The 3,371-nt window shown below is 75.7% G+C and carries 2 protein-coding genes; both read right to left on the bottom strand.

Annotated features, from left to right (window positions below):
• Window positions 1-77 precede the first annotated feature (77 nt).
• Window positions 78-1,529, bottom strand: coding sequence for an ergothioneine biosynthesis protein EgtB (gene egtB / locus AAHZ94_RS31060; protein WP_349997054.1), 1,452 nt, complete (start codon window positions 1,527-1,529; stop codon window positions 78-80).
• Window positions 1,526-2,812 (bottom strand): ergothioneine biosynthesis glutamate--cysteine ligase EgtA, encoded by a 1,287-nt coding sequence (gene egtA / locus AAHZ94_RS31055; protein WP_349997053.1) that lies wholly within the window; start codon window positions 2,810-2,812, stop codon window positions 1,526-1,528. The genes egtB and egtA overlap by 4 nt, the downstream gene beginning before the upstream one ends.
• Window positions 2,813-3,371 lie beyond the last annotated feature (559 nt).

Below are 3,371 nucleotides of genomic sequence, written 5' to 3'. Positions count from 1 at the left end.
GGGGGGGGAACTTCTGGGGCCCCGTCCCCGGCCCGGGGGGCGCGGGGCCCGCACGCTCGCGGTGCGTCCTGCCCCGCTCATCGCCGGTCCAGTCGTCGGTGCGGTTGCCGGCCCGGTTGCTGTTCCGGCCGTTGCTCCAGTCGCTGGTCCGAGGGTACGTCGCAGGCGGTGCGGAAGCCGGCGAAGATCTGCCGGCGCACCGGCAGGTCCCAGTTGCGGAAGGTGCCCCGGCAGGCCACCTGGTCCACGGCGAAGGAGCCGCCGCGCAGCACCTTGTGCGCGGCGCCGAAGAACACCTGCGAGTACTCCCGGTAGGGGAAGGCCACGAAGCCCGGGTAGGGCAGGAAGTCGCTGGCCGTCCACTCCCACACGTCGCCGATCAACTGTCGCACGCCCAGCGCCGACGCGCCCTGCGGATAGCTGCCCACCGGTGCCGGCGACAGGTGCCGCTGACCCAGGTTGGCGTGGTCGGCGGTGGGGTCGGCGTCGCCCCACGGGTAGCGGCGCGAGCGGCCGGTGGCCGGGTCGAGCCGGGCGGCCACCTCCCACTCCGCCTCGGTCGGCAGCCGCCGCCCCGCCCACCGGGCGTACGCGTCCGCCTCGTACCAGCTCACGTGCACCACCGGCTGGTCCAGCGGCACCGGCTCGCGGACGCCGAACCTGCGCCGCAGCCACTGCCGGCCCTCGCGGTGCCAGAACAGCGGCGCCGTCAGCCCGTGCTCGCGGACCATCGCCAGGCCCTGCGGATGCCACCAGCGCGGCTCCGCGTACCCACCGTCCTCGATGAAGCGCACGAAGGCACCGTTGCTCACCGGCACCGTGTCGATGCGGAACGCGGCGACCTCCCTGCGGTGCGCCGGACGCTCGTTGTCCAGCGCCCAGGGCTCGGTCGAGGTGCCCATCGTGAACTCCCCGCCGGGCACCAGCACGTCCGCCGGGAGCGCGGCGGCGTCCGCAGGGGCCGGCGGCGGGTCAGCGGCGGTCAGCGCCACCGGGCCGCGCCGCAACTGGTGGGTGATGAGCATGGTCTCGTCGTGCTGCTGCTCGTGCTGGGCGATCATGCCGAAGGCGAAGGCCGCGTCCAGCAGCGGCCCGCCGTGCAGCGGTGTGCGCTCCAGTACGTCCAGGACGCGGCCCCGGACGTCCGCCGCGTAGCCGCGCGCCTCGGCGGGCGGCAACAGCGGCAGCGTGGGGCGTTCGGCCCGCGGGTGCTCGAACGCGTCGTAGACCGAGTCGATCTCGGGCCGCAGCGGGGTGCGGCCGGCCACCGTCCGCAGCAGCCACTGTTCTTCCTGGTTGCCGATGTGCGCCAGGTCCCACACCAGCGGCGACATCAGCGGCGAGTGCTGGGCGGTGAGCTCCGCGTCGTCCACGGAGCCGGTCAGCAGCGCGGTGCGGGCCCGCGCGGTGGTCAGCGCGTCCAGGGCGCGCGCCCTGAGCTGCTCCGGGTCAGTGCCTGCGGTGGCGCCGGGTGCGGTGTCGGGCCCGGTGTCGGCGGCGGGGTCGGTGCCCTGTCCGGTGCCGGTCATGGGCGATCGTCCTTCCCGGATATGGAGTCGAGCACGTCGTCGGCGGGACATCGACCCCGCGCGACATAGCGGTCGTCGAAGGCCGCGACGGCGGCGGCGACCGTCGGCGGTGCGCCGAGCCGGGGCAGCGCCTCCTGCGCGGCGGCGAAGCAGGCCACGGCAGCCGCGTGCAACTCCGGGTCGCCAAGGCCCTGTTGGGCCGCCCGCTCCCACAGCGGGTTGCGCGGCGCGGGCGAGGCGCCCGCCATGTCGGCCAGCGGTTTGACCGCGCGGTACGCGGCCTCCGCGGCCTGCGGGTCGTCGAACAGCGCGGCCGTCACCGCCAGCGGCACCATCCAGCCGTCCGTCCCCGGCTGCGCGTCGATCATGCGCAGCTCCAGGTGCCCGCGCGGGCGGACCGGGGGGAAGAGCGTGGAGATGTGGTAGGCCACGTCGTCCAGGCTCGGCGGTCGCGGGTGGCCCCGGCGGACCCAGTCGCGCCGGCTGAGCGCGTCGTCGGGCACCTGCCACGGCCCGCTGCCGCCGTCCTCGTCCCGTACGCACATCACGGGGGCCGCCAGCACGTACCGCGTCCAGTCGGCCCGCGGGTCCTGCCCGCCCGCGGGGGCCTGGGTGCGGCCGGGGTCGATCGCCGCCCAGGCCGCCTGCCGGGTGGAGCGCCAGCCGGTGGGCCGGCCCTGGTCCAGCGGGGAGTTGGCGAACGCGGCCACCAGCACCGCGCCCAGCAGGTGCGCCAGCCGCCAGCGCCGCCCGTACCCGAGCGGGCCTGGTTCCTCGTGCCCGGCGTCCACGCAGACCTGTACGGAGGCCGACCGGCACATCATGGTGCGGCCCGCGGGCCCCCAGCGGTCCAGGTACTGCTCCATCGCGCAGTAGCGGGCCTGGGTGAGCATGCGGCGGGGTGGGCGCCAGGGGTCGTGGCCGTGGCCTGCGAGGCCGAGCCCGAGGGGCGCCAGGAACGCTCTGACCGCCGCGAGGTCCTGGGTCATCTCCTGGATGCAGGAGGTGAGCGAGGAGGCGGGGCGGGAGCTGAGTTCGAGCTGACCGCCCGGTTCGAAGGTCAGGGCGGACCGGAGCGGAAGGGCCCGTAGGCCGTCGGTCGCGGAGCTCCACCGCGACGGTTGCACCAGATGCAGGGGGTCGTGCAGGTCGTGCACCAGCCATTCCAGTTCGACTCCCAGTCGACTGGGCGGGCCGGTCTTGAAACAGATGCCGTGGACCAGGGCTTCCACCTCGGCTTCGGTGACCGTCTGTGCCCTGGACGGCCGTAGTTGTTCGGGCATGGCATGGCCTCCCGTCCGCCGGACCGAGGGGTCCGGCTCGGTGTGGGGGCTTATCGCCCCCCACACCACCTAAAGCCACCCGGGGCACGCACTCAAGAGGGCGACTGCCACTTCCCGGTCCGGGACGCGGGCCCTCCAGGTCATCGTACGGTTGCGGTCACGAAACCTCTCGCGACGGCCGGCGTTCGGACGCCCCGGACCCCTGTACGCAATGTGCCCTACGTCCTGCTGCGCCCGGCGCGCGCGGGGTGTGCGAAGGGGCGCGAAGCGTACTGCACGCCTGGCCTGAAACGGGTGCGCCGGGGCCGGTGGTGGGCCGGCTACCAGCGGGTTCGTCGGCTCCGCCGGGATGGAGCCGGCCGGTCCGCTCGTCACGGTGCGTGATGGGTGGTGGGGCGGGAGGCGATCAGGTCGGGGCTCGCGGGGCGGGGCGCAGCCGGGTGCCTCGCCGAGAAGTGCGCCGCGCCCCCCCCCGGGCGGGGGGGGGGGGGGGGCCCGGGCCGGGGCGGGGGGGGGGGGGGGGGGGGGGGGGGGGGGGGGGGGGGGGGGGGGCCGGGGG

Source organism: Streptomyces sp. HSW2009 (assembly GCF_040240285.1).
Taxonomy (GTDB): domain Bacteria; phylum Actinomycetota; class Actinomycetes; order Streptomycetales; family Streptomycetaceae; genus Streptomyces.
Note: the sequence above shows the minus strand (reverse complement) of the source record. Positions and strands in the feature narration are given on the sequence as shown.

Coding starts and splice junctions, on each gene's coding strand:
- egtB (WP_349997054.1), bottom strand. CDS start 1,529: ATGACCGGCACCGGACAGGGCACCGACCCCGCCGCCGACACCGGGCCC.
- egtA (WP_349997053.1), bottom strand. CDS start 2,812: ATGCCCGAACAACTACGGCCGTCCAGGGCACAGACGGTCACCGAAGCC.